This window comes from Micromonospora sp. 067-2 (assembly GCF_046549295.1).
Taxonomy (GTDB): Bacteria; Actinomycetota; Actinomycetes; order Mycobacteriales; family Micromonosporaceae; genus Micromonospora.
Genome location: NZ_JAJPWB010000010.1, coordinates 310,741 through 334,457, shown reverse-complemented (window position 1 = coordinate 334,457; position 23,717 = coordinate 310,741). Strand labels below are relative to the sequence as shown.

General features: G+C 68.3%; 23 protein-coding genes. 15 read left to right on the top strand and 8 right to left on the bottom strand.

The genetic code is table 11. The annotated features are described in order from the left end of the window. Positions 1 to 9: 9 nt before the first annotated feature. Both ACLJN9_RS24840 and ACLJN9_RS24835 read right to left on the bottom strand, forming a co-directional pair. Positions 10 to 855, bottom strand: a complete 846-nt coding sequence (locus ACLJN9_RS24840; RefSeq protein ID WP_410813953.1) for a DUF2470 domain-containing protein — start codon at positions 853 to 855, stop codon at positions 10 to 12. Between the two features lie 123 nt (positions 856 to 978). After that, entirely contained in the window at positions 979 to 1,275 is a 297-nt protein-coding gene (locus ACLJN9_RS24835) for a DUF1540 domain-containing protein (protein ID WP_410813952.1), read from the bottom strand. A gap of 290 nt (positions 1,276 to 1,565) precedes the next feature. On the opposite strand from ACLJN9_RS24835, the gene ACLJN9_RS24830 reads away from it, so the two are divergent. The 8 genes from ACLJN9_RS24830 (at position 1,566) to ACLJN9_RS24795 (ending at position 7,898) form a co-directional block, all read left to right on the top strand. After that, positions 1,566 to 2,180: a superoxide dismutase gene (locus ACLJN9_RS24830; protein ID WP_410813951.1), complete on the top strand. Its 615-nt coding sequence runs from the start codon at positions 1,566 to 1,568 to the stop codon at positions 2,178 to 2,180. Between the two features lie 6 nt (positions 2,181 to 2,186). Then, complete coding sequence (locus ACLJN9_RS24825) at positions 2,187 to 2,447, top strand: superoxide dismutase (RefSeq protein WP_410813950.1); 261 nt, start codon at positions 2,187 to 2,189, stop codon at positions 2,445 to 2,447. A gap of 145 nt (positions 2,448 to 2,592) precedes the next feature. Beyond that, positions 2,593 to 3,435, top strand: a complete 843-nt coding sequence (locus tag ACLJN9_RS24820; RefSeq protein ID WP_410813948.1) for a hypothetical protein — start codon at positions 2,593 to 2,595, stop codon at positions 3,433 to 3,435. 191 nt (positions 3,436 to 3,626) lie between these two features. Continuing rightward, positions 3,627 to 4,466, top strand: coding sequence for a helix-turn-helix domain-containing protein (locus ACLJN9_RS24815; RefSeq protein WP_410813946.1), 840 nt, complete (start codon positions 3,627 to 3,629; stop codon positions 4,464 to 4,466). A gap of 63 nt (positions 4,467 to 4,529) precedes the next feature. Continuing rightward, entirely contained in the window at positions 4,530 to 5,111 is a 582-nt protein-coding gene (locus ACLJN9_RS24810; protein WP_410813944.1) for a dihydrofolate reductase family protein, read from the top strand. Between the two features lie 149 nt (positions 5,112 to 5,260). Beyond that, positions 5,261 to 5,674, top strand: coding sequence for a VOC family protein (locus ACLJN9_RS24805; RefSeq protein ID WP_410813943.1), 414 nt, complete (start codon positions 5,261 to 5,263; stop codon positions 5,672 to 5,674). Between the two features lie 58 nt (positions 5,675 to 5,732). Next, the gene (locus tag ACLJN9_RS24800) at positions 5,733 to 6,608 is read left to right on the top strand and encodes an alpha/beta fold hydrolase (RefSeq protein WP_410813941.1); all 876 of its coding nucleotides are present in this window, start codon (positions 5,733 to 5,735) and stop codon (positions 6,606 to 6,608) included. Between the two features lie 96 nt (positions 6,609 to 6,704). Then, positions 6,705 to 7,898, top strand: coding sequence for a low temperature requirement protein A (locus ACLJN9_RS24795; RefSeq protein WP_410813939.1), 1,194 nt, complete (start codon positions 6,705 to 6,707; stop codon positions 7,896 to 7,898). 59 nt (positions 7,899 to 7,957) lie between these two features. Here ACLJN9_RS24795 and ACLJN9_RS24790 read toward each other — a convergent pair whose 3' ends face one another. The 3 genes from ACLJN9_RS24790 to ACLJN9_RS24780 all read right to left on the bottom strand — a co-directional run bounded on the left by ACLJN9_RS24790 (position 7,958) and on the right by ACLJN9_RS24780 (position 10,569). Then, a complete protein-coding gene (locus tag ACLJN9_RS24790; protein WP_410813938.1) occupies positions 7,958 to 8,590 on the bottom strand; it encodes an FMN-dependent NADH-azoreductase in 633 nt (210 codons plus the stop codon). A 318-nt stretch (positions 8,591 to 8,908) separates the two neighbouring features. Continuing rightward, complete coding sequence (locus ACLJN9_RS24785; protein ID WP_410813936.1) at positions 8,909 to 9,511, bottom strand: NAD(P)H-dependent oxidoreductase; 603 nt, start codon at positions 9,509 to 9,511, stop codon at positions 8,909 to 8,911. Then, complete coding sequence (locus tag ACLJN9_RS24780) at positions 9,508 to 10,569, bottom strand: LLM class flavin-dependent oxidoreductase (RefSeq protein WP_410813935.1); 1,062 nt, start codon at positions 10,567 to 10,569, stop codon at positions 9,508 to 9,510. The genes ACLJN9_RS24785 and ACLJN9_RS24780 overlap by 4 nt, the downstream gene beginning before the upstream one ends. A 404-nt stretch (positions 10,570 to 10,973) precedes the next feature. Here ACLJN9_RS24780 and ACLJN9_RS24775 point away from each other — a divergent pair, with 404 nt between their 5' ends. Both ACLJN9_RS24775 and ACLJN9_RS24770 read left to right on the top strand, forming a co-directional pair. Continuing rightward, entirely contained in the window at positions 10,974 to 11,489 is a 516-nt protein-coding gene (locus ACLJN9_RS24775; RefSeq protein ID WP_410813934.1) for a TetR/AcrR family transcriptional regulator, read from the top strand. A gap of 179 nt (positions 11,490 to 11,668) precedes the next feature. Further along, positions 11,669 to 13,996 carry a hypothetical protein gene (locus ACLJN9_RS24770; protein ID WP_410813933.1) on the top strand — a complete coding sequence of 776 codons (2,328 nt, stop codon included), beginning with the start codon at positions 11,669 to 11,671 and terminating at the stop codon, positions 13,994 to 13,996. A 27-nt stretch (positions 13,997 to 14,023) separates the two neighbouring features. On the opposite strand, the gene ACLJN9_RS24765 is transcribed toward ACLJN9_RS24770, so the two are convergent. Continuing rightward, complete coding sequence (locus ACLJN9_RS24765) at positions 14,024 to 14,497, bottom strand: MarR family winged helix-turn-helix transcriptional regulator (RefSeq protein WP_410813932.1); 474 nt, start codon at positions 14,495 to 14,497, stop codon at positions 14,024 to 14,026. A gap of 57 nt (positions 14,498 to 14,554) precedes the next feature. Beyond that, the gene (locus ACLJN9_RS24760) at positions 14,555 to 15,580 is read right to left on the bottom strand and encodes a LacI family DNA-binding transcriptional regulator (protein ID WP_410813931.1); all 1,026 of its coding nucleotides are present in this window, start codon (positions 15,578 to 15,580) and stop codon (positions 14,555 to 14,557) included. A 213-nt stretch (positions 15,581 to 15,793) separates the two neighbouring features. On the opposite strand from ACLJN9_RS24760, the gene ACLJN9_RS24755 reads away from it, so the two are divergent. The 5 genes from ACLJN9_RS24755 (at position 15,794) to ACLJN9_RS24735 (ending at position 23,113) form a co-directional block, all read left to right on the top strand. After that, positions 15,794 to 16,630, top strand: coding sequence for a carbohydrate ABC transporter permease (locus ACLJN9_RS24755; protein ID WP_410813930.1), 837 nt, complete (start codon positions 15,794 to 15,796; stop codon positions 16,628 to 16,630). A gap of 86 nt (positions 16,631 to 16,716) precedes the next feature. Then, entirely contained in the window at positions 16,717 to 17,526 is an 810-nt protein-coding gene (locus ACLJN9_RS24750) for a carbohydrate ABC transporter permease (protein ID WP_410813929.1), read from the top strand. A 27-nt stretch (positions 17,527 to 17,553) separates the two neighbouring features. Then, positions 17,554 to 18,843 (top strand): ABC transporter substrate-binding protein, encoded by a 1,290-nt coding sequence (locus ACLJN9_RS24745; RefSeq protein ID WP_410813928.1) that lies wholly within the window; start codon positions 17,554 to 17,556, stop codon positions 18,841 to 18,843. Positions 18,844 to 18,870: 27 nt separating this feature from the next. Beyond that, positions 18,871 to 20,499, top strand: coding sequence for a hypothetical protein (locus ACLJN9_RS24740; protein ID WP_410813927.1), 1,629 nt, complete (start codon positions 18,871 to 18,873; stop codon positions 20,497 to 20,499). 22 nt (positions 20,500 to 20,521) lie between these two features. Further along, positions 20,522 to 23,113, top strand: a complete 2,592-nt coding sequence (locus ACLJN9_RS24735; protein WP_410813926.1) for a CBM35 domain-containing protein — start codon at positions 20,522 to 20,524, stop codon at positions 23,111 to 23,113. 23 nt (positions 23,114 to 23,136) lie between these two features. Here the strand turns inward: ACLJN9_RS24735 and ACLJN9_RS24730 are convergent, their stop codons facing one another. Next, entirely contained in the window at positions 23,137 to 23,664 is a 528-nt protein-coding gene (locus tag ACLJN9_RS24730) for an SRPBCC family protein (protein WP_410813924.1), read from the bottom strand. Between the last annotated feature and the right edge of the window lie 53 nt (positions 23,665 to 23,717).

Below are 23,717 nucleotides of genomic sequence, written 5' to 3'. Positions count from 1 at the left end.
CGCTTCCCGTTAGTCGTGGTGGGGGAGAGGGTCACCGGTTCCGAACCGTGCCGCCTCGGCGAGGAGCAGTCGCAGGCCCTCGGCCAGGCCGGCGCCCCTGGTAACCCGCTGCGGGAACGGCAGCCGGACGTCGGTGTGCCCCTCCGCTGCCTCAGCGCGGAGCACGATGCCGTCGGCGTCGACGGCGACGGGCACGACCCGCGCCGATGTGGCGGTCAGCTCCGGGTCGACCAGCGTGGCGAGCTGCTCGAGGATGTCGCTGTGCTGCCGGGTGAGATGCAGCAGGTGGGCGGTTTCGTGGATGGCCAGCGGGTCGGGACGGGCGGCGCGGTACGCGCCGATGCCCACCGTGGTCGCGCCGATGTCACGGGTGAGGCCGACCTCGACCGGTTCGACCGCCCACAGCGCTACCGGCGGCAGGTCGAGCAGAGTCATGACGGTACTGCTGTCGCACGAATCCAGACTGAGCGGGTCGAACCGGCGGGCGGTGCCCAGCACCCGCACCCTGGCCCGGACACGAGCCCGTACGGCGACCGGTACGAGCTGCGTCACGTCGAGGCGTACCGCCCCCGCTCGCCCCCGTGCGGCGACGAGCAGGCCGCCGGTGCGGCTCATCGCGTCGACCGCGAGGACCACCGTGCCGTCGGGCAGGACGGCGTGCGATGTGAGGAGGTCGACCGCCGCGTCGTCAATTCGGAGCCGCAGGGACGGGCTGGCGGCGAGGACGGAGCGTGCCGTCGCGGCGTCTGCGGCGGTGCCCACGCCCGCCACGGACGCCTGCGCTGCCGTGTGGGTGTCGGTGACGGGCGTTACGTGCGACATCTTCGCTGGCCGCCCGGCCGGATGAAACGCCATGTCTGCCCCTTGGCCAGGAAGTGAGGGTGAGTTCGGCCCAGGGACATGACACTAATAGGTAAGGCTAACCTTTGCCAAGCGGCATCCTGCCGGCGCGATCGTCCGTGGATCAGGCCCGCGGCGTCAGGCGGGCTGAAAGGTGAGGCAGTCGCTGGCGGTAGCGCCGGGGCCGACGGTGATGGACTCGGCCGTGCAGGCGAGGTTGGCGTTGTGCACGCACTCCGAGCGTGCGCACGCACCCACGGCGCCGGTCACCTCGGGGATTCCGCCCTGCACCGAGGACTCCACGAACGTCGCGCACGAGGCGGCAGAACCCGTGGAGGCCACCGTGATCGCCGGAGCGTGACAGCCCTTGTCGTTGAAACTGCACGCCGTGGCTGCGCATTCGCGTACCGGGGGCGACTGCAGCAGTGTCTTCATGGTGCCTCCACACTCAGGGACGGTGGGCGAATGAATGTGTCGCCCGCCGTGCTCATATGTCAGTTCATGTTTGCCACGCAGTCGAAAGATAAACCCCGGCGTCCGGCGGCGTCCGGCAATTCGCTTTCGAGTGCGGAGAATAGGCGAACCGTTGTTAGGTGAGCCTTGCTTAACTGGCGGAGTCGCGGGATCAGTGTAGAAATGCGCACCTGTTCCTGGCGACAAACGGACTCTTGTTGCAAGATACTGGCAACAGCCAGATTGAGGCAGCACTGAGAGGGCGTCCCCCGATGACCGTGTACGAACTGCCCGACCTGCCCTACGACTACGGCGCACTCGAACCCGCCATGTCCGGGGAGATCCTGGAACTTCATCACGACAAGCACCACGCCGCGTACGTCAAGGGAGCCAACGACGGGCTCGACCGTCTCGCTGAGGCCCGCGACAAGGGCGACTACGCGACCCTGGTGGGACTGGAGAAGACGTACGCGTTCAACCTCTCCGGGCACGTACTCCACTCGATCTTCTGGAAAAACCTGTCCCCGGACGGCGGTGACCGCCCCGACGGTGAGCTGGCCGCGGCGATCGACGAGCACTTCGGCTCCTTCGACGGCTTCGCCGGCCAGTTGTCGGCGGCGACGAAGGGTGTGCAGGGCTCCGGTTGGGGTGTCCTCGCCTGGGAACCGCTCAGCCGGCGGCTGATCGTGGAGCAGGTCTACGACCACCACGGCAACGTGGGGCAGGGCTCCACCCCGGTCCTGGTCTTCGACGCGTGGGAGCACGCCTACTACCTGCAGTACCGGAATGTGCGCCCGGACTATGTCGACCGGCTGTGGAATCTGGTCAACTGGGCCGACGTCACCGCCCGCTTCGAGGCCGCCCGCGCTGCCAACCCGAAGATCTGACCCGGCGTGAGCGGGTACACCGCCGAGGCGGCCGAGATCGTGCAACGCGCCGCCGGCGTCGTCGCCGCCAAACACCGCGGTGACCTCGCCGGCGCCGAGGAACTCATGTCGGCGTTCGGCACCGAGCAGGCCCGCACCCTCGGCTTCTACCTGCTGGCCGATCTCGCGCTCGGCCTGGTCAAGGCGCAGAGTGGCCAGTCGATGGACGAGCTTGTCCGGGAGCTGTCTCTGCTCCTGGCCGACACCGCCCAGGCGCCACCAGCCTGACCGGCCGTCGGGTCCCGTCCGTCAGGCGGGACCCGACGGCCGTCCACGTCGCGAGCGCTCCCGTGCTTGCGCGAGCAGGATGGCGGCCCGCCGAGCTCGGGGGCCCGGGTAGGGGGCGTGGCAACGTGCTGACACGATGCGCGCCATGGCGGGGGACGTAGCGCGACAGGTCATCACCAGCGGGGGAGGGTTCCTCGGCCGGCGCGCCTGGTGGCGCGTGCTGCGGATGGTCCTGGTGGTGTTGTGGGTCGTCTGGGCTTCGGTGACCTGGTGGTCGGCCCCGCGTCAGGCGAGTACGGCGCAGGCGCGATCGGACCTGTCTGCTGGTCGGATGCTGTCGTACCAGTGGGCCGACGGATGGGACAGCGCCGACCAGTGGGGCTGGACCGATGATCGGGCGCTTCGGTTCAGCGGTCGATCCGGGCCCCTGTTCGTCTGGCGTACGGACAACCGGCGGGTGCACTACACCGAGTTCGACCGTGGCTCCACCGGTCCCGCCCTTCCCGGTCCCGTCCTTCCCGGTTCCTCCGACGCCGGCTCCTCCGACGCTGCTTCCTTCGATCCGGTGACCTACTCCGGCCCGCAGGCCGCCGCCTTCGACCAGGCGTTGCAGTCGGCGAACCTGCAACCGCGTTGGCAGGGCGTGGACGCCCCGCCGCCGGTGCGGGTGCTGCCGATGGTGCTCGTGCTCAGCTTCCTGGTCGTGCTGCTGCTCGGACCCGATCCCGCTCGGGGCAACCGATGGTTCTGGTTCTGGGTGCTCAGCGGGGTGCCGCTCGGCCTGGGACTGATCTGGTGGCTCGCCCGGGAACGACCCTGGCATCCCGCCGTCACGCCACCGCCCGACCCGGCGGGCCGTGACCCGCGGAGCCGGGGGTACGAGGGCCTGCTCATCGCGATAGCGACATCGATCGCGGCGAGCATCCTGCTGTTCGGGCTCAGACAAGCGCTCGGCGACTGGTACGTGCCCTACGACGCCGGCAACTGAACAGCCACGGGTCCTGGACCCCGTGCAGGTACTGCCCCTTCAGTTGAGGCCCCGCAGCACGGTGCGTCGGGGAGCCGCCGACAGGTGGAACGAGAGTCCCGGCGGGGCTGCTCGGATGTCCCGGCCCTTCTCCCGCCAGAGGCTGCTGACGGCGGCGTGATGCCGGATGGGCCGTCGGCGATGATGTCGGCGTGGAGTATGTGTGCAGGGTGCCCGGTCCGCCGCTGGACGGGCTGATCGACGACCTCTACTACCTGGAGGGCGCTCCGCCGTACTCCCGGTTGATGCTTCCGGCGGCGCCCGCGCCACTGCTCATCGTCAACCTCGGGGCGCCCTTTCTCATCCGCGCGGGCGCCGACGTCAAAGCCGTGGAGTTCGCCGACGGCTGCGCGGTCACCACGCCCACCCGTGCGTGGGAGTTCAGCTACCCAACCCCGACCCGGTCCGTGGGCGTCCACTTCAGGCCGTGGGGGCTTGCACCGTTCCTTCCGATGCCCGCGGCCGAGTTGTGCGACCGACCGGCGACGGTGGAGCAGATCTGGGGCCAGCCCGCTGTCGCTGAGTTGCGACACCGACTGACCCTGGCGGACGCACCGCACGAGATGCTGATGGTGCTCGAGGAGGAACTGGTGCGACGGCTGCGGGTGATCGACGGTCTTGACCTGGTCCGCCGAATGAGCAGCGCCGTCGCGGCGACAGGCGGGACAGTGCCGATCAGCGACATCGGTGTGGCGGCCCGCGCCAGCAGCACGTATTTGACGAAGCGGTTCAAGGCCGTAGTCGGTGTCACGCCGAAACGGCTGGCTCGCAGCTACCGCTTCAGCTCCGCCGTGTTGGCGCTCGACGTCGCTGCACCGATCGACTGGGGAGACGTTGCCGCTGGCGCGGGCTACTTCGACCAGGCCCACTTCGTGCGCGAGTTCCGGGAGTTCACCGGGCTCACGCCGACCCGGTACGCCGAAGTCCGGCGGCGATTCCTGCGCGACCATCCCGACCACGTCCTGGACGGCTGGCCGCTCCCGGCCGATTGATTTCGTACAAGAGCGACAGTTCACGGCGCACAAGACTTGGAACTCCGAACAGAGGAGGAACCCATGGGGAACGTGGTCATGAACGCGTCGGTTTCGGTGGACGGTTTCATCGCGGATGAGAACGACGATCCCGGTCCGATCTTCGAGTGGCTGGTCAGCGGTGACGTGCCGTTGGACGACGGTGGCGTCCTGAAGGTGTCGCAGGCGTCCTACGACTACGTCCGGCCGTACTGGGACCAGATCGGGGTGACGATCGCCGGCCGCCACGTCTTCGACCTGACCGAGGGCTGGGACGGGACGCCTCCGAGCGGGGTCGACCACGCGGTCGTTGTGACGCACCGGCCGGCGCCCGAGGGCTGGGCCCCTGAGGCGCCGTTCCATTTTGTCGACGGCATCGAGGCGGCCGTGGCCAAGGCCCGGGAGCTTGCGGGTGACCGTATCGTCGAGGTCGCCGCGGGTGACGTCGGTGGGCAGATGCTTGCCGCGGGGCTGGTCGACGAGGTGCGCATGGACGTCGCACCCGTGGTGTTCGGGGCCGGTAAGCGCTACTTCGGCTCCGTCGACGCGCAGCACCTGCTGGAAGGCCCAGAGGTAGTTGTTCAGGGCAACCGGGTGCTTCACCTGCGCTACCGGGTGCGCCGTTGACCGATTGAGTGGGTACGCGGAGAAGTACCCAGCAAAGCCTTACTACGGCAGGTGGAAGGAGTGTTTCCGACGGCCTGCTCGGGGTAGTAAGCGCGATCTGCTTTCGCGACGGCGGCCGGATCAATCTGGGAACCGAGTGAGAGGTGGACATGGCTGACAGGGCACCTGACTATTTCAAGCCCGCGGACGGGATCTTTCTCGCCACCCTGTTGATCGTCCGTGATATCGATCGGTCACGGGAGTACTACGAGAGGGTCTTCGGCGCCACCTGTGTCCACGAGCGTGATCCGTTGATTCTCCGGTTCCACAACAGCTACATCATCATCAATGTCGAAGGCGGGCCGACTGACGACAAGCCGACCGTGCAGGCAAAAGCGCCAGCCGACTCCAACACGTTGAGTTGCGCGATGAACGTACGGGTCACCGACATCCGATCCCTCTACGAGGAGTGGAAAGCTCGCGGCGCGGAGTTCCTCACCGAACCGAAGGACCACGGGACGGAGATTCGGTGCTACCTGCGTGACCCGGACGGCTATCTGGTGGAGATCGGTCAGGGGCTCTGAGCAGTCGCGACGTATCCGGGGCAGACGGTCGTGATCCACTCGCGGGGAGGTTCGGGACATGTTCGAGGGCTTCGAAGAGTTCGACATCTCCACGTCCGGCACGACGATCCACGGACGCCGCGGCGGCAGCGGGCCACCGGTCCTGCTCCTGCACGGCATTCCCGAGACGCACCTGATGTGGCATCGCGTGGCGCCGCGACTCGCCGAGAACTACACGGTGGTTGCCACGGACCTGCGCGGCTGGGGCGACAGCGGTAAACCGCCGAGCAGCGCCGATCATGAGCCGTACAGCATGCGCGTCGCCGCCCGTGACCAGATCGAGGTCATGCGAAGCCTGGGCCACGAGCAGTTCCGCCTCGTCGGCCATGACCGCGGCGCCCGGTGCGCCTACCGTCTCGCCCTCGACGAACCCGACGCCGTCACCCGGTTGGCCGTCATGGATGTCGTTCCCATCGGTGATGTCTACAACCGTGCCGACAAGGCGTTCAGCCTGTCCTACTGGGTCTGGTCCTTCCTGGCCGCGCCGGCACCGGTGCCCGAGCAGTTCATCGATGCGGCGCCCGCAGTCCTCGTCGACTTCATGTTCGACAACTGGCCGACGGTGAAGGACGCGTTTCCGGCTGAGGTGCGCGCCGCATACGTCAAGCAGTTCAGCGATCCTGCCACGGTCCACGCGATCTGCGAGGAGTTCCGCGCGGCCGCGACGCTGGACTACCAGCAGGACGAGGCGGACCGCGGCAACCGAAAGATCACTTGCCCCGTCCTGTTCCTGTGGAGTCAACAGGGTCAGGTCGCGAAGCTCTATGACGACCCCGTCGGGATCTGGAGGGGGTGGGCCGACGACGTACGCGGCGAACCGGTCCCGGTTGGGCACTTCATTCCCGAAGAGGCGCCCGAGGAGACCGCCCGGCAGCTCCTGGACTTCCTGAGGTAGGGCACTGACGTCGTTGCCCGTATCGACCCCGTCGGGTCGTCAATCGTGGTACCAATGCCCAGAAGATCGACGAAGCTGGCAGAAACGGGCGGGCGCATGTCGACAAGGGCCGCCAAGCTGCTGCGTAAGCCGGGGCAACCGCAGCGGCCGACTCTGCTGGAGCTCTTCTTCGACCTGGTGTTCGTCTTTGCCCTCAACCGGGTCTCACAGCGGCTGGTCGAAGACCTCACTGAGCGGCGGATGGTCCTCGCCGAAGCTGGCGAGACGCTCCTGTTGCTGCTGGCCTTCCTGGTTCTCTGGTTCGTGACGGCGTGGATCACCGACCTGTACGACCCGCAGCGGCCGGAGACACAGTTGCTGGTCTTCGCGGCCATGCTCGGCGCCCTGATGATGGCGGTCGTGGTGCCGCAGGCGTTCGGCGCCGGGAGCCTGGTCTTCGCCGGCGCGTACGTGGCGGTCCACATCGTTCGGGGCCTCGTCCTCGTGCCGGCACTGCGCGGTCACGAAGCGCAGCGTCGAGCGTCGGGGGTGCTCCTCTGGTTCTCGATGTCCGCCGTGCCGTGGATCGCTGGAGTGATCGTGGCGGGTTCGGCACGCGGACTGCTGTGGACGCTGGCGATCGCCATCGACTGCACAGCAATCCTGCTGTTCTACCCCGCGCCCTGGACCCTTCCCGCCCCTCGTCAGTGGCCGGTCCTGGCCGAGTACCTGTCCGAGCGCTACCGACAGTTCTTCATCATCGCCCTCGGCGAGTTGATCCTGACCACCGGCTCGGCCTACAGCGACACGTCGTTCCGCCAAGGCGGAGCCGCAGCGGCGTTCGCGGTCTCGTTCACCACGACCGTGCTCCTGTTCCGCGTCTACCTCTTCCGGGCGGGCCAACTGCTACCCGACGCGATCACAGCTGCTGCCGAACCCACCCGTCTGATCCGGGAGGCGTTTCTCGCTCACGTACTCATGGTGGCCGGCACCGTCACCGTCGCCGTCGGCTACGAACTCGTGATCAAGCATCCGTTTGGGCACACCGACCTGGCCTGGATCTTCGTCATCCTCGGTGGACCGGTCTTGTTTCTGGCCGGACGCGCTCTTGTCGAGCACGCCGTGTTCGCCCGGGTGTCCCGCTCCCGGCCGATCGGTGCACTGGTGCTCGCCGGCGTCTCACCACTCATGATCGTTTTTCCGCCACTGGCCGCGGCGATCACCGCCGCCCTTGTCCTGTCCTGCATCGCGGCCTCGGACACGATCCGTGCCAGGCGGCATCCACCGGAAGCGCCCTCACCACCCCGTTGACAATTTGAGAGGTCGACTACAGAGCCTCACCGCATGGTTGCGGGGACGTGGATGGTGGTTCAGCGGATGGCGAGGGCCCGACCGGCCGCGGCGGCCGCCTCGTGGGCGGCGTTCTTCATGGTCGCCGCAGCCTCGGTGAACTCGTCGAGCGCCGGGTTGATACCGACCAGGGTGAACTCGCGCTCGATCAGGGTGAGGTCGGCGTCCCACAGGTCTGCGAAGATCCGAACCAGGAAGCTGGTGTTGTGGTCCCAGCCCTCGCGTGGTGTACCGGGCGCGTAGGAACCGCCGCGAGTGGTCAGCAGGATGACCGGCTTGCCCAGCAGGAGGCGTTCACCGGGCGAGCCACCGGCGATCAGCAGATCGATCCAGGTCTTCACGTGCTGCGAGACGCCGTAGTTGTAGAGCGGCAGAGCGAGGATCGCGGCGTCGGCGGTCCGCACCTCGTCGGCCAGCGAGCCGGCGAAGGCCAGCGCGCTGCGTCCGGCCTCGGAGCGCTGCTCGGCTGCCATGAAGCCGGCAGCCGCGGCGTTCGCCCAGGTGTCGGAGGGCAGAGGGTCGGTGCCGAGGTGGCGGCGGGTGAACGTGGTGTCCGGCCGTTCAGCGACCCACGCCGCCTCGGCGAGGTCGGCAAGCTCGCTGGAGGCCGACGCCGGGCCCTGGATGCTGGAATCAACGCGTAGGACGTTCATGACGGAGCTCCTGGGAAAAGTGAGCAGGTGTCTTCTGGCTGGCTGTTCGACGAGCGGGCCGCCGGGTGCGACGGGCTGGCGCATCGACGGCCCGCTGAAGGGGTGGTGATCTGGGCGGTGCGGTGGCGGCGTTCTCTGGGTGTGCACGGCGGTGCCTCCGCAGCGATCACCACGTCGAGTTGATGTGTCACCCGAAACGGTACGGCGATGCAGGTGACACGTCAACTCAAGGAGTTGTGACAGCGGTGACAGAGGGCGACGCGTCCGCGCGGCCAGCGGACCGTCGCCCGCGAAGCATCGCTCGCCGACCTGAGTCGGTCAGAGATTCGGTCGATGAACCGCGCCGGCCGACGGATCCGGCCGTGCCTCCGTCGAGTCGTCGCTGATTGCCCGCAGGATCGGCAACACGTCGTTGATGCCGACCTCTATGCGGCTGTAGACCTCGCTGTTGAGGACCAGGGCGCCGTCGAAGTCCCCAGCGTTGGCGTAGAAGCCGACGGGGATGGTGGCCGCCTGGAAGAAGGCGAACAGTGGGCGCAGCGCGTACTCGATCACGAGTGCGTGGCGGTCGCTTCCTCCTGTCGCGACCAGTATCACCGGCTTGTTCGCGAGGCCGTACTGGTCAACGAGATCGAAGAAATGCTTGAACATCCCCGGATACGAGGCCCGATAAACAGGGACGGCAGCCACGAGGATATCGGCAGTCTCGACGGCACGGATCTCCTGCTCGACGTGGCCCGAGATCTCCTCGCGCCGCGTCGCCCCAGTGAATGTCGGCCCGAGCGCGTAGACGTTGACGTGATGAACATCGATGTCGATTGAATTCTCGAGGGTGGTGGTGACGAGGCTCGCAAGGCCCATCGTCCTGGATGTCCTGCTGGGACTGCCGTTCACCACGACGACGCGCAGTGCGCGGCTCATTTCGAACGCCCCGCACGACTCGCCGTTTCGCGTCGGATCACGGGGGCCACCTCCACACCCAGACGTTCTATCGAGGCGAGGTGCTCCCTCTGGGGAAGTCCTCCGAAACCCATCTGGAAGATGGCGCGGTTCGTGCCGTACAACTCGTGATAGGTCATGAGCTTGTCGATGATCTCCTGCGTGCTGCCGACCAGCAGCCCGCCGCGCTGTGTGGCCTGGGCGTCGAACGCCGGCCTTGGAATGTTGAATCCGGCTCCGCGCTGGTGATTGTTCTCCCGCATCCCGATCTGGAAGTAGGGGAACATCGTGTTCCGCGCGCCCTGGCTCGTCGATCCAACGTAACCGTGTGCGTTGATGCTCACCCGCAGGTCGTCCTGTGAATGGCCGGCCGCGGCTCCCGCTTCCCGGTACATCTCGACCGATCGTGTGAACTGGTCGATGGGGCCGAGGAGCAGAGCAAGCGCCATGGGGAGTCCCAGGGAGCCGGTGCGCACGGCTGATGCGAGAGTGCCGCCCACCCCGACCCAGATCGGCAGCTGGCCAAGTGGTCGGGGAGCGATGTCTGCCTTGAGGAGCGCGGTGGTGAAGGCGCCACCCTTCCAGGTCACCGGGTTCGTGGCACGGATGGCAAGGAGGGCGTCGAGCTTTTCACGGAACAGGTCGGCGTAATCCTCCAGATCGTGACCGAACAGGGGAAATGATTCGCTGTACGATCCCCGGCCAACGATTATTTCGGCGCGTCCGCTCGAGATGAGGTCAAGTGTGGCGAAGTTTTCGAACACGCGGACAGGATCTTCGGAACCCAGCACCGTGACGCCGCTGGTGAGCCGGATGTTCTGCGTTCTGGCCGCGATGGCGCTGAGCAGCATGTGCGGAGCGGACGCGACGAAGTCAGACCGGTGGTGCTCGCCCACGGCGAAGACGTCCAGCCCCACCTGGTCGGCAAGGACTGCCTGCTCAATGGTGTCCAGGACGCGTTGCCGTGGAGACGGAGCGGTCCGGGTGTTCAGGTCGGCGGTCAGCTCACCGAAGGTGAGTGCGCCAAGTTCGAAGGACATTGTGGTTCAACCTCCGCGTTCGATGTGGTCTGTTGTGTGCGTGAATCGCAAAAGTGACGCCTATGCGCCTGGAAAACGGCGTGTCGATTCGGCGGCAGGAGGCGGTGCCCGACGAGCCTCGAGAGGCTGGACCTCGGACATCGGCGGTCCTACGAGTTAGGGTGGGTCGTGCACGATAGTCGAAACGGACTGCGGTCCGGTTATATGCCCGAGCGTGGGTGCGCCAGCGGTGGGCTGCGCCACAGGCGGCGGTCAGCACGGGTATCCCAGCTGTGACGGACCGTGCGGGCCGAGGGGCGGCCAACGACAAACCCTCGGACGACGGAGACCCTCGTCCACACCTGCCGCTGCTCGGAAGCCCGGTTGCCGAGCGGCGAGACGCTGCTCGTAACAGGAAGGCGCTGTTGGTCGCAGCCCAGACGCTGATCAGCCAGGAGGGCATCGAGTCCGTGACCATGGATGCGGTCGCGGCGCGAGCGAGGGTCGGCAAGGGAACGGTGTTTCGCCGTTTCGGATCGCGGGAGGGCCTGATGGCCGCCCTCCTGGACTACTCCGAGAGCGAGTGGCAGGATCTGGTGATCTCCGGGCCCCCGCCTCTCGGCCCGGGTGCGCCACCGATGGAGCGTCTGCTCGCATTTGGGCGCTCGCGGCTGCAACTCAACCTGCGCTTCGCGGACCTCATCCGAGCTGCCGGCCGTGCCGGGTCGCCGTCGTACGCCGCCTATTCCTTCGCCGCCATGCACACGCGGTACCTGATGGGCGAGATCGGCGTCTCCGGCGACGTCGCGCTGCTCGCGACAGCCCTGCTGGCACCGCTGGAAGAACCGGTGCTGCATCAGCAGGTGCGAATCGAGGGAATTGCCGCGCACCGAATCCACTCGGCATGGATCGAGTTGGTTCGACGCGTCACCGAGCATTGATTCGGATGCGCTGAGATAGGCGCCGAGGATTTGAATTCAGGAACCGCGGGGCAGGCGTATCCGCAGCTCAGGGGGTTGCTTCTCCGTTGGCGGGGTACGCCCCGTCGGCCACGCGGGCGCGCTCGGATCGGCTGGGCGGGCAGGTGTGGTCGCGTACATGCCTGGGGGGTCGGTGCCGCATGGATCAGCGGGAGGCGAACGGGCGCACCGCAGCGAACGGCGTTGTGGAGCTGCGGGTACACGGGGTGTCCACCGCCGGGCCGGACCATGTGCTGGACCGACCGCATGTGCAGCAGGTGGCGGGCGACGCGGAAGGCGGCTTCTACCGACCGAGGCCCGGCCAGTACGACAGCGCCGGGGTGGGCGGAGTGACGCTCGAGGCCTACCGTTGGAACAACCTACCCTCCCGTAGTGCGTCGCGGACGCTGGCAATGGTCTTCCTGTTGCCATTCATGCTGATCAACGTCGCCATCTGGATGCGTCCGGCCAGCGCCAGACCCGATCCGGTGATCAAGGCATTGTGCCGACTGTTGGCGCTCACCCTGACCGCGACGTATGTGCTGAGCAGCGTGGGGGTCGCGCTGGACGTCGTTGCGTGGAAATGCATGTCCTCGGCCGACTGCCTGGCGGGACGTAGCTGGCTCTCCTGGATCGGAGGACGTCCCGCCGGACTGCGCCTGGCAGTGCTCGCGCTGGCGCCAGCTGCCGCCATCGGCCTGGTGTGGGGGATCAGCGCACGACACGGACGATCCCTCCAGGCGATGCGTGCGTCGGATCGGCCGATCCCGGGCCGCCGGCTCAGCGGTGTCGGTCAGTGGGATGTCGAGCCGCTGGTCGGGCGCCTGCGATCGATCCACGTCGCGGCAGCGTTTGCCACGCTCGACGTCAGCCTGCTCACCGCCCGGGCCGTACTGGGGATCTCGGGCGGGACGCTGGCGCTCGCGGCCGCTACCGGACTTGTGCTGATCGCATGTGTGGTTCTGCTGTGCACGCCGCCCCTGAACGATGATTCAACGCAGCAGGACACGCCTCGGCCGAGTGGTACGACGCGACAGGAACACCGGCTCGACAGGGCAGCCAGCGCGCTCCGCACGATCGCCCTTGGTCTGACCGTCGCGGTGACGGCCCACGTCCTGACCAGCTCCGGTCCCTGGCCTGTGACGGATGAGCTTCCTGGCTACGACCTGACGGTCATCGTGCTGTTCATCGGTCAGGCGGCGCTGCTGGCCGCTCTGGGAGCGGTGCTGCTCCGGCGTCGGCGTCGGCGGACGGATGCCGTACCCCTGCTCGGTCTCGGGTCCCTGGCGGCCGCCGCCGCCGCGATCAGTCTGGAGGTCACGTTCTCCGCCGAACTCATCTACCGGGTGTCCGACGTGCTCAACCGGGACGCGCCGACCGAAGGAACACTCGTCACCAGCCCGCCGCGAGCGTGCACCTGGGCGATCCTCGGGTTCGCCCTGGCGGCGCTTGTGACGTTGGCCGTCGCCGGCGTGGTGGCGCTGGTGTCACGACCGGGACGGATGCGCGCCGCGGCGTCGATCGTTGCCCGCGACTTCCCGGACGCGCCGGGCGACGTCGAGCCGCGGCTGCGGCAGGTACGCAGGACCATCGCCCGTGCCCGGTTCACCGAACGGTTGGTGTCGCTCGCGGTGGTCTACGCCTGCCTCGCCGGACTCGGCATGACGACGGTCGTGCTCGGCCTGCTGAAGACCAATCCGGGCGAGCTGATCCAGCGGTACGTCGGCGTGCCAGCCGCCCTCGTCCACTTCGGCATCGGCGTCGGCAGCTACCTGGTCGCCGCCATCATCGTCGGCCTCCTTCTCGGCGGGATCTTCGCGCACCGTACCCCCGGATTCCGCCGGTACGTGGGTGTGCTGTGGGACCTGGGGACCTTCTGGCCGAGAGCCTGCCACCCCTTCGCGCCGGCGTGTTACGCCGAACGGGCCGTCCCCGAACTCACCCGCCGGATCACCTACCTCGTCGACCGTGGCGACGCCGTGCTGCTCACCGGACACAGTCACGGTTCCGTGCTCATCGCTGCCACGGTGCTGCAACTGCCGCCACGGGTCACCAACCGGATCGCCCTGCTCACCCACGGCTCGCCCCTTCGCCGGCTCTACTCGCGGCTCTTTCCCAGCTGCGTGAGCGACGAGGTGGTTCACGAGATCGCCGACCGGGTCGGCTGGCGGTGGGTGAACCTGTGGCGAGACACCGATCCCATCGGCGGGCAGATCTTCTCGCCGCCGCGGCCCGACCAGTCGGAGCGGGAGGCGGCGGTGGACCGGCGGCTGCGCGACCCGCGCGACGTGGTCGCGCCGCCGGGTGACATCGTCCCGCCAGCGATCAACGGGCACCGTCCCTGCGAACTCGAAGGGGCGTTCGACGATGCGGTGCGTGACCTGGCCGAGCGGCTGCGGTCGGGTCCCCGCACCACGCTCCTGCACACCCTCCGCCCAGCCTCGCACTCCCCGCAGGATCCGGGCTCCCTCGACCTGGGTGACAGGTGAGCAGGCAGCGAGGGTGAACGTCCTACGTCAGGGCACCTGGGCGGACGCGCGGTCCGCTCGCAGGCCGTCGAGGATCGTGGCGGCGATGTCGGCGAACCGGTTGAGTTCTTCGGGCGTGAGGCGGTCGACGAAGAGGCGTCGGACCTCCTGTGCATGGCTGGGAACGGCTTCTTCGAGTGCGGCGAGTCCCCTCTCTGTGATCACCGCGTCCATACCCCGGGAGCCGCACCGTTCCCGAAGGACCAGATCCCGCCTGCTCATCCGGGTGAGTTGGTGGTGCAGCCGGCTCTTTTCCCAGCCCGCCACCCGGCCGAGCTCGTAGAGACGCATCCGCCCGCCGGGAGCCTCGGACAACACCGCGAGCACGGTGTAGTCGGCGTTGGACAGACCGCTGCTGGCCTGGAGCTGCTGCTCGATCCGGGTCCGCAGCAGCTCCACCATCTCGAAGGACACCCGCCATGCCCGGAGCTCGTGTTCCGTCAGGCCGTGCTGCTGCATCATGGGTCCATCGTACTATCAGTTGATGAATCAACCTGGGACGCCAGTTGATCATGTGGGTCACACGGTGGAGGCGCGTACCCTCAGCCGGCAGTCGACGCGGATGATGTCGTGGCGCTGGTCGGCGCCACCGACTGCTTCCAGAAGGAGTCGGCCCGCGGTGCGTCCCATCTCGTGCAGCGGCAGCGCCACGGTGGTCAGAGGGGGCCGTTGGTGCACGGCGAGCGAGCGATCGTCGTAGCCCACGACGGCGATGTCGTCGGGAATTGTCAGGCCCCGCTCGTGGATGGCGGCCATCGCCCCCGTGGCCAGGTCGTCGCTCGCGCAGAACAGCGCGTCCGGAGGTGTGTCACTGCCCAGCATGATGTCTGCCAGCGCGAACCCGTCCTCGGGGGCCCAGGAGGTCGCGTGCTGGACGAATCCTGGCTCGATCGCCATACCTGCTGCGCGCAGCGTGGCCGTGAAGCCCTTCATGCGGTCCGACGTCGCCTCCCAGGAGGCAGGCCCGTTGATGAAGGCGATCCGGCGCCGGCCGATCTCGATGAGGTGCCGGGCAGCCAGCGCCGCGCCACCGTGGTCGTCCGGGAGCACGCTGGGCACCGGTTCGGCAGCACCGTACTCGTAGAGGAAGACGTAGGGGACACCCGGCAGGGGCAACGCCGGCCCGGAGCGTGGGCGGACCCGGTTTCCCGACATGATGATCAGGCCGTCGACCTGCCGATCGACCAGTCGCCGCAGGTGCCGCCGCTCCTTCTCCGGATCGCCGTAGCTGTTGGCCAGGAGCACCGACACGTCGAACGCGGAGGCGGCGTCCTCGACGCCCCGCATGAGCGCGTTGGTGAAGATGCCCTCGAGGTCATCGGTCAGGATCGCGATGGTGTCGGTGCGCCGAGATCGCAGCCCGCGCGCCACCGCGTTCGGACGGTAGCCCAGGCGGGCGATCGTGTCGACGACCCGCTGCCGCACCTCGAGCCCCACGTCCGGCCGGTCATTGAGCACCTTCGACACGGTCGCTGTGGAGACCCCGGCGACGGAGGCCACGTCCCGCATGGTCACGCGGTCGGACTCGCGGCGCGCCGAGACCATCGGACTCCTCATCGTTTACGTAACCGAACCTGCGGCTGACCCTAACAGAAACCCAGGTTCAAACGCTTGACACGAGAGGGACGCCAAGCTGTAACGTGTGGCCAGCGAAATCGATTACGTAAAATGGGAGGACCGGGAATGTCGGTGTCACTACCGTCACGCGGCCGACGACGAGGGCCGAGAGCGCGCCGTCAGCGCCTGGGTCTGTTGTTCGTGGCCCCGGCGGTCCTGCTGGTCTCGGGCATGGTGGTGGCTCCGGTGGTCGTCACGGCCGTCATGTCGCTGTACGAGTGGTCGCTGCTGGGCGAGCGCAGGTTCGTGGGCCTGGCCAACTACCGTCGACTGGTCGGCGACACGACGTTCCTGGGCAGCCTCGGCTTCACCACCTTCTACACGGTCGTCGTCACGGCGGTGCTGTTCGTGGTCGGCTTCGCCCTGGCCTCCGCCGTTCGGCGCCGAAGGCCCGGCGTGGGCCTGCTGCGAACCGCGTACGTCATGCCGGTTGTCATCGGGTTCGCCACCGCCAGTTACGTGACGCTGTGGCTGCTGGACGACCGCATCGGTCTGGTGCCGGACCTCTTGCGGCGGCTGGGTCTGGTCGACGGCCCCGTCTCGGTGTTCAGCACCTTCTCCAGTGCCCTGGTCGTGGTCGTGGTGCTCGTCGTCTGGAAGACGGTCGGCCTGACGATGCTGTTGCTGATGACCGGGATGCAGGCGATCTCGAAGGACTACTACGAGGCTGCCCAGGTCGACGGCGCCAAGCGGACACGCGTGCTGTTCTCCATCACGTTGCCGCTGCTGCGCCCGACCATCGGCCTGGTCCTGGTGCTCACCGTGATCGGCAGCTACCTCGCCTTCGACCAGTTCTTCATCCTCACCCAGGGCGGGCCGGACAACCGCACGATCCCCGTCGTGTACCTGATCTACCGGGCCGGCTTCATCGACTTCAACCTCGGCTACTCGGCAGCCATGTCGATCGCTCTGATGGCCATCCTGCTCCTCCTCACCTCCGTCCAACTGCTGGTGCTGCGCAACCGGGAGGACTCGTGACCGTCCTGATGTCGCCTCCGGCGGCACCGACCGCACCTGCGCCGCCGGCGTCGCGGCGACGACGGCGACCGGAATGGCTGCCGGCCGTGCCCTTCTACACCGTGTGCGGGCTGCTGGCGCTGCTGTTCGTCGCGCCGCTCGGCTGGCTGGTGGTGTCGTCGTTCAAGAGCAGTGCCGAGTTCGCGCAGTCGCCGCCCACCCTGCTGCCGTCCGAGGTGAGCCTGGAGAACTACCGCAGGCTGCTCGACGCCGGGCTGTTTCAGAACGTGGTCAACAGTCTGCTGGTCACCGCCGGGACCGTGGTCGCCGCAACCGTGCTGTCGGTGCTGGCCGGCTACGGCTTCGCGCGGTTCGACTTCCGAGGGCGGGGAGTGCTCTTCCTCGTCATCCTGTCCACCCTGATGATCCCGTTCCAGTCGATCGTGCCGTCCCTGTACGTCATCCTCGACTACCTCAGGCTGACGAACTCCCTCGCGGGGCTCGTCCTCGTCTACACCGTCTTCGCGCTGCCGTTCGGCATCTTCACCATGCGGGCCGCCTTCGCCTCGGTGCCCGTCGCGGTGGAGGAGGCGGCGGTCGTCGACGGTGCCGACGCCCTCACCGCCCTGCGTCGCGTGCTGCTGCCGATCGTCGCGCCGGGTGTCGCCACGGTGGCGCTCTACGCGTTCTTCACCGCCTGGAACGAGTTCCTGGCGGCGCTGATCTTCACCACCAGTCAGGAGAAGTACACGTTGCCGGTGGTCCTGGCGAACCTGCAGACCGGGGCCGGAGGCACGCTGAACTGGGGCGTTCTCGAGACCGGCGCGGTCATCGCCGCAGTGCCCTGTGTCGCGATCTTCCTCATCCTCCAGCGCTACTACGTCGCCGGTCTGACCGGTGGCGCCGTCAAGGGATAGCAACCCCCACCGTCCGAGGAGCCCACCATGTCCATTGTCCTCCGTCGCCGCCTACTCGCGCCGGTGCTCGTCACCGCACTCACGGTCGGTCTCGTCGCCTGCGGCAACTCCGACTCCTCGACGTCGTCCGCCCCCGCCGAACTGACCGGGACCGGCCCCGCGACGCTGTGGGTCCGGGCGGCCGACGAACCGCTCGACAAGGCCCTCGTGGCGGCCTGGAACGAGAAGAACCCCAACCGCAAGATCACCATGCTCACGGTGCCGGACGCCCAGTACGTGCAGAAGTTCGTGCAGGCCGTCCGCGGCGGCGACGCCCCGGACCTGGCGGCCGTCGACATCGCCAACGTCAAGTCACTGACCAGCCAGGGCCTGCTCACCGACCTGACCGCGCAGATCAACGCGCTGCCCTACAGGGGCGCGTTGGCCCCGGCGGGCGTCCAGGTCAGCACGGTCGCCGGCAAGACGTACGCGCTACCGCACCAGCTCGACGTCTCGATGCTGTACTACAACCGCACGCTCTTCCAGCAGGCCGGGCTCGATCCGGCCAAGCCGCCGACGAGCCTGAACGAGGTGGTCGCCGCCGCTCGGAAGATCACCGCACTCGGCGGAGGAAACTACGGCTTCGCGTTCGCCGGGAACTGCGCCGGCTGCAACGCCTACACGCTGCTGCCCTACATCTGGGCCAGCGGCGGCGACATCATGAACGCCGACGGCACCAAGACCACCCTCGACGACCCGGCCGTGGCGGCGGCGCTCGACGCGCACAGGACGATGTGGGACGAGAAGCTCATGCCGGCTGGCGTCAAGGACGACAACGGCGCCACCTGGCTGGCGGGCTTCCAGTCCGGCAAGGTCGGCATGGTCGCGCTGGGCAGCTTCGCCGTCAGCGTCTTCAAGGCCCAGAAGGGCCTGGACTTCGGCGTCACCTCGATCCCGGGCACCTCCGGCACGGCGGCGTTCCTCGGCGGTGACGTGATCGGCATTTCCAAGGGCGCCAAGAATGCCAGGACCGCGTGGGACTTCATCGACTGGAGCATGAGCGAGGACGTGCAGAAGACGATCGTGGCAAAGACCGGCCAGCTCGCCGTCCGCTCCGACGCCGCGGACAACACCTACACCCAGGCCGAGCCGCGGCTGCTCGCGGCCAACAAGCTGATCTCCGAGGCGCGGGTGCCGGTCACCGCCAAGTACAACTCGCTGTTCATCGACCCGACCGGGCCGTACCTGCAGTTCATCCGGGACTGGGTGTTCTCCGGCGACCCGGCCCAGGCAACCGAGAAGGGCAGGAGCGGCTTCAGCAGCCGGCTCGCGTCCTGACCCCCGATCCTCGCAAGGAGAGCACACATGCACGACCTGAGCTTCCGGTGGCCGCACCCCCGCTTCGTCACCTCGCTCGGCCCGGTCAGCGTCCGCGTCCACACCGGTGAGAACGTCTACGGGCTCGACCCGGACGTGCTGCGCGTCGACCGGTCCGGCGGCACGACCACGATCGTCTCCGAGGGGCTGACCTGGGCCGGGGGAGAGCAGCGCGGGCCCGGCTCGGTGCTGCTGCGCATCGTCGACGACACCGACGGCCTACGCGTCGAGGTACGCGCCGCCCACCCCGACGGCATCCGCTGCGTCGCCGTGGTGCTGCACGACCAACCGACCGGCGACGTCACCGCGCTGCGGGAGGGGGACCTGCCTGTCCCGGCGACCGGGCGGGTCGTCACCTATCCCAACGGGTGGTTCGATCTCGCCACGCCGCTGCTCGGGCTGCGCCGCCCGGACGGCGATGTCACGGTGGCCCGCAGCCTGGACGGCGAGGTCCGCTCCAAGCGGTTCGCGGTCGTACCGCACTTCGACGACCCGACCGTGTGCGACTTCGAGTTGATCGCCGACACCGACGCGGCCCGACCCGGCCCGGAGTTCGAGGTCCCGGCGTGGGAACTGCGCCGCGCCGACGAGCTCGCCTCGGTGCTCGCCGCGCACACCGCCCACCTTCGCGAGGTGCACGACCTGCCGAGCTGGGCGGAGCGGTCCGACGTACCCGCCTGGTTGCGCCGGACCGCGCTGGTGGTGTCGCTGCACGGCATGCACTTCACCGGCAAGGTGTTCCTCGACTACGACGGCATGCTGGACGTGCTGCGCCGGCTCGCCGACCAGATCGAGCCGGACCGCATCCTCGCCTACCTGCCAGGATGGGAGGGCCGCTACTACCGGTGGTACGGCCGGTTCGACGTGGACGAGCGGCTGGGCGGCGCTGCCGGCTTCCACCGTCTGGTCGACGGTGCCCACGAGCTCGGCGCCCGGGTGATGCCCATGTTCGGGGCCAACGTGGCCGCCCGGGACCTGCCCGGCTTCGAGACCTGGGCCGCGCCCGGGCAGCTGCTCAACCCGAGCGGGCACACGCCGATCGGCTCCGTCGACTGGGACGCGTCGCGGCACTTCGACCACAGCTGGGGAGCCCTGGTCAACCCGTCGTACGAGCCGTGGCGGCGGCGCATTGCCGAGCAGATCAACCGACTGCACCACGAGTACGAGTTCGACGGCGCCTTTCTCGACATCTCGGCGATGTACAACAACGACCCGCGCGGCAGCACGACCGAGGGTCTGCGCGCGCTGGTCGACCTCATCCGCGCCGGTAGCCCGGATCTGCTGATCGCGGGTGAGGCGTGGTTCGACGCCCTCGGTGGGATCATCCCGCTGGTGCAGGCCGGCCACCGGGACACGGTGCCCACCTTCCACGATCAGCCGGACCCGGAGTTGTTCACCGTCAGCAACCGCTCGTTCGGTCACGTCTGCCTCGGCGACCCCGCGCACGGCTCGACCGGAGTGCACGAGGCCGGCTGGAACGCGCACTGGCGCCTGCCGGTGCGTGAGGGCGTCCTGCCCACGCTCACCGTCGTCGACGACACCCTCACCGCCGCCCCCGACCGGGTCGCCCTGATCGTGCAGGACGCCCAGGAGTACGCCGCGAAATATCTCAGCTGATTCCCCGTCCGGAAGGCTCGCCATGCCCCCGATCGCGAGATCGTTCCTGTCCCTGGCACTTGTCCTGTCCGTCGCCGCTGTCGTTCCGGTCGCCGCCCCGCCATCCCCCGCGCAGGCGGCGACCGCGACGATCACCCGTGCCGCCTACCGCGACAAGACCCTGGCCGCCATCCTGGGCCAGGTCGGCGGTGTGCTCACCGGTTTCGAGTACAAGAGCCCCAACCCGGAGAGCACCGACACCTGCTTCACCCCGACGTACGGGCCGTACTCCGGCGACGCCCCAGCCTCCTGCTGGACGCCCAACAACTACCCCGGCTACGACCGCCTCGGCGCCCCGCACTTCGCGTCGAACGAGACCGGCAGCGACGACGACTACCACGTCGACTTCCTCGACCAGCTCATCCTGGCAAACCACGGCCCCGACCCCACCTTCCAGGACATCAAGGACCGGTGGGTACGTCACAACGTCGGTGACTGGGGACCGGGCGACATCGCCAACGCCGCCATGCGCACCGACGGCCTGATCCCGCCGCTCACCGGGCAGGCGGAGTTCAACCGCCACTACTGGCTGACCGAGCCGTACATCGAGAACGACACCCTCGGCCTGGTCACGCCCGACATGCCGGCGACCGCGCGGGACCTCGCCGGGCGGTTCGGCTCGGTCACCGGCGAATGGGACTCGGTGATCTGGGCGCAGTTCCTCGCGACCATGTACGCCGAGGCGTACCTCGCGACCGATGCCCGCGACGTGCTGACCAGCGCGTCGGCGGTCCTGCCCCGCAACAGTTGGCCGTACGCCGTCTACGAGAGAGCCGTCGCCCTGCACGGGCAGAATCCGACCGACTGGCGGTGGGCACAGGGCCAACTCATGTCGTTTGTGCGCAACGTCTACGGCCAGGACAACGAGATGGCCATCCCGGACCGCAACAACGGCTCGACGATCATCGCCATCCTGTACGGCGGCAACGACTACCTCACCTCGCTGCGGATCTCCTCGCTGATCGGCAACGACGCGGACTGCACCGCCTCGTTCGTCGCCGGGCTGCTGGGCGTCATCAAGGGCATGGCCGGCACGCCTCAACAGTTCAAGGACCGGATCTACCAGAACGGCGCTGGCCGCTACGTCAACGACCTGACCACGGGCTTCCCCCCGAACATCAAGAACGAGTACCCCGGCACCCAGTCCTGGGACGATCTCGTGGCGCTCTACGAGTCGAACACGGCCACGCAGGTCACCGCCCGCGGCGGCAGCGTGAGCTCCACCGCGTTCACGATCAACACGCAGACCGTGGAGCCCAGAAGAACTGTCCAGATCGACAACTACGACTTCGAGCAGGGCAGTCTGGCGAACTGGACCGTGTGGACCCCCGGCACGGACCCGGGTGGCCCCAACGCGTACGCGGAGGGCAACGGCAGCGCGCAGTCCGGCGCCTACAAGGGAACCGTGTTCACCGACGCCGACGTACCCGAGGTCAAGCTCTCCACCACCGTGCGGGGCCTGCAGGTCGGCGCCACCTACCGTGTCAGCGCCTTCGTGCAGGGCAACGGCGCAGCGCGTCTCTTCGCCGACAATCTCCACACCACGACCGTCGACACGTTCTCGGTTCCCAACCGTCAATGGTTCCGGCGCTCCGTCGAGTTCGTCGCCTCCGGAACGACTGCCCAGGTGGGCCTGCACCTGCCGCCCGGTCCCACCGCCTTCGCGGCGATCGACAACATCGCGGTGGAACAGGTGACCGCACCGGCGACAACCCGCTACGAGGCCGAGTCCGCCGCCCGCTCCGGAGGCACGGTGCAGTCCTCCGCGACGGCCTCGAACGGGCAGTACGTCGGCGGGCTCGACGACGCCGGCGACCACGTCGAGTTCGCCGTTGCCGTGCCGTCGGCGGGGGAGTACCGGCTGGCGGTCAACTACGCCAACGCGACCAGCGGCGTCAGCAAGCTCGACGTGCTCGTCAACGGCACCAGGAGATTCACCGCACCCTTCGGTCGCACCGAGGCGTGGGGCGCGTTCTCCCGGAACGTGCAGTTCCTACCCGTCGCCCTGAACGCCGGGAACAACACCATCCGTCTGCAGCGTGACACTGTCGGCCACGTCGAGATCGACTACGCCGACCTCGGTGTCGCCCCGTCGCCCGTCCATGCCGCCGAGCAGGTCGCGACCGTTTCCAACGCCGACTTCGACGCGGGCGGCGCGACCCAGACCCCGGGTGGCTGGAGCACCTGGGCAGGTGCGTCAGGCACCTCGGCGGACGCGGACTTCACCGAGCCCGGTGGCGTCACCGGCGGGTATCGACTCACCCAGCACAAGAGCAGCGCGTACGAGGTGTTCACCAGCCAGACCATCACCGGGCTGACGAACGGAACGTACACCGTCACGGCCCAGGCCACCGGCGGAGGTGGCCACACCGGTGCCTTCCTCAGCGCCAAGGACTACGGGGTCTCGGTGCCGGAACTGACCGCGCCGATCCCGGCGACGGGATGGCCGAACTGGCGCACCGTGGTGGTGCCCGGTGTCATCGTGACCAACGGGCAGATCACGGTCGGCGTCTACTCGTCGGGAAGCGGCGGTCAGTGGCTGTCGGTCGATGCCGTGCGGCTGACCCGGCAGTGAGCCCGCACCGCCACCCGAAGCAGCTAACGGAACTTGCCCGCCACCGAGTGGTCCAGGGTGGTCACCCTGCCCGTCTCCAGTACCTCCTTCAACCGGCGCAGATTGGCGGGCACCTCCTTGGTGGGAGGTTTTCCCAACAGCGCGAGGATCCGGTGTCCCAGCCTCCCCAGCGGTGTCCGCATCACCTCGCGTACCTCGGTCTCGCCTGCCGCCCGGCCGTTGGCGAAGTGGACCTCCCAGTGGGTGCGCAGCCCCGGCAGGGAGCGTGTCTCGTAGCCGATGACCTCGTTCGTACGCTCCTGCGTCACCCTCATCGTCGAGGTCAGTCGGACGCCCAGCGGGCCCTGTATCGTCCACCGTGACTCCGCCGGGCCGACGGGTTCGACGGCCATGACGTCGCCCAGGAAGCCTGGCAGGTTGGCGAAGTTGCGGTAGAACGCGAACACCTCGCGCACCGGTCGCCGGATCGTCACTCGCGCCTCGACCGCGTCGCGTGCTCGTGGTCGCCCTGGTGTCTCCCGCAACGCAGGCTCCCTTCGGATCGGCAGCACGTCGATCTCGTCGCGCCCTGCGTACCCGCTGGCGCAACCGCCATTCCGGCGGG

What these genes read in the sequence shown, in the direction of transcription:
- ACLJN9_RS24840 (WP_410813953.1), bottom strand. Translation starts at nt 855, where the DNA reads ATGGCGTTTCATCCGGCCGGGCGGCCAGCGAAGATGTCGCACGTAACG.
- ACLJN9_RS24835 (WP_410813952.1), bottom strand. Translation starts at nt 1,275, where the DNA reads ATGAAGACACTGCTGCAGTCGCCCCCGGTACGCGAATGCGCAGCCACG.
- ACLJN9_RS24830 (WP_410813951.1), top strand. Translation starts at nt 1,566, where the DNA reads ATGACCGTGTACGAACTGCCCGACCTGCCCTACGACTACGGCGCACTC.
- ACLJN9_RS24820 (WP_410813948.1), top strand. Translation starts at nt 2,593, where the DNA reads ATGGCGGGGGACGTAGCGCGACAGGTCATCACCAGCGGGGGAGGGTTC.
- ACLJN9_RS24810 (WP_410813944.1), top strand. Translation starts at nt 4,530, where the DNA reads ATGGGGAACGTGGTCATGAACGCGTCGGTTTCGGTGGACGGTTTCATC.
- ACLJN9_RS24805 (WP_410813943.1), top strand. Translation starts at nt 5,261, where the DNA reads ATGGCTGACAGGGCACCTGACTATTTCAAGCCCGCGGACGGGATCTTT.
- ACLJN9_RS24800 (WP_410813941.1), top strand. Translation starts at nt 5,733, where the DNA reads ATGTTCGAGGGCTTCGAAGAGTTCGACATCTCCACGTCCGGCACGACG.
- ACLJN9_RS24795 (WP_410813939.1), top strand. Translation starts at nt 6,705, where the DNA reads ATGTCGACAAGGGCCGCCAAGCTGCTGCGTAAGCCGGGGCAACCGCAG.
- ACLJN9_RS24790 (WP_410813938.1), bottom strand. Translation starts at nt 8,590, where the DNA reads ATGAACGTCCTACGCGTTGATTCCAGCATCCAGGGCCCGGCGTCGGCC.
- ACLJN9_RS24785 (WP_410813936.1), bottom strand. Translation starts at nt 9,511, where the DNA reads ATGAGCCGCGCACTGCGCGTCGTCGTGGTGAACGGCAGTCCCAGCAGG.
- ACLJN9_RS24780 (WP_410813935.1), bottom strand. Translation starts at nt 10,569, where the DNA reads ATGTCCTTCGAACTTGGCGCACTCACCTTCGGTGAGCTGACCGCCGAC.
- ACLJN9_RS24770 (WP_410813933.1), top strand. Translation starts at nt 11,669, where the DNA reads ATGGATCAGCGGGAGGCGAACGGGCGCACCGCAGCGAACGGCGTTGTG.
- ACLJN9_RS24765 (WP_410813932.1), bottom strand. Translation starts at nt 14,497, where the DNA reads ATGATGCAGCAGCACGGCCTGACGGAACACGAGCTCCGGGCATGGCGG.
- ACLJN9_RS24760 (WP_410813931.1), bottom strand. Translation starts at nt 15,580, where the DNA reads ATGGTCTCGGCGCGCCGCGAGTCCGACCGCGTGACCATGCGGGACGTG.
- ACLJN9_RS24745 (WP_410813928.1), top strand. Translation starts at nt 17,554, where the DNA reads ATGTCCATTGTCCTCCGTCGCCGCCTACTCGCGCCGGTGCTCGTCACC.
- ACLJN9_RS24740 (WP_410813927.1), top strand. Translation starts at nt 18,871, where the DNA reads ATGCACGACCTGAGCTTCCGGTGGCCGCACCCCCGCTTCGTCACCTCG.
- ACLJN9_RS24735 (WP_410813926.1), top strand. Translation starts at nt 20,522, where the DNA reads ATGCCCCCGATCGCGAGATCGTTCCTGTCCCTGGCACTTGTCCTGTCC.